A 226-nucleotide genomic window follows, 5' to 3' on the forward strand; every position below is an offset into this window, starting at 1 on the left:
ATAGAGATGTCCCCCAAGACATTTCAACCATTTGCTTTCACTTTTTAAAAGTGAAGACAAACTAGTGTCCCGTTCGTCTAGAGGCCTAGGACACCGCCCTTTCACGGCGGTAACAGGGGTTCGACTCCCCTACGGGATACCATTGGGTCGTTAGCTCAGTTGGTAGAGCAGTTGACTTTTAATCAATTGGTCGCAGGTTCGAATCCTGCACGACCCACCATTCTTC

Annotated in this window: 2 tRNA genes; both read left to right on the forward strand. The window is 48.7% G+C overall.

What is annotated here, in order from left to right:
* Nucleotides 1-66: 66 nt before the first annotated feature.
* Nucleotides 67-142 (forward strand) — tRNA-Glu (locus UA76_RS01300).
* Between the two features lie 2 nt (nucleotides 143-144).
* Nucleotides 145-220, forward strand: a tRNA-Lys gene (locus tag UA76_RS01305).
* Nucleotides 221-226: the final 6 nt, after the last annotated feature.

The sequence above is a fragment of the Vibrio mexicanus genome (assembly GCF_001012815.1).
In the GTDB taxonomy this organism is placed as follows: domain Bacteria; phylum Pseudomonadota; class Gammaproteobacteria; order Enterobacterales; family Vibrionaceae; genus Vibrio; species Vibrio mexicanus.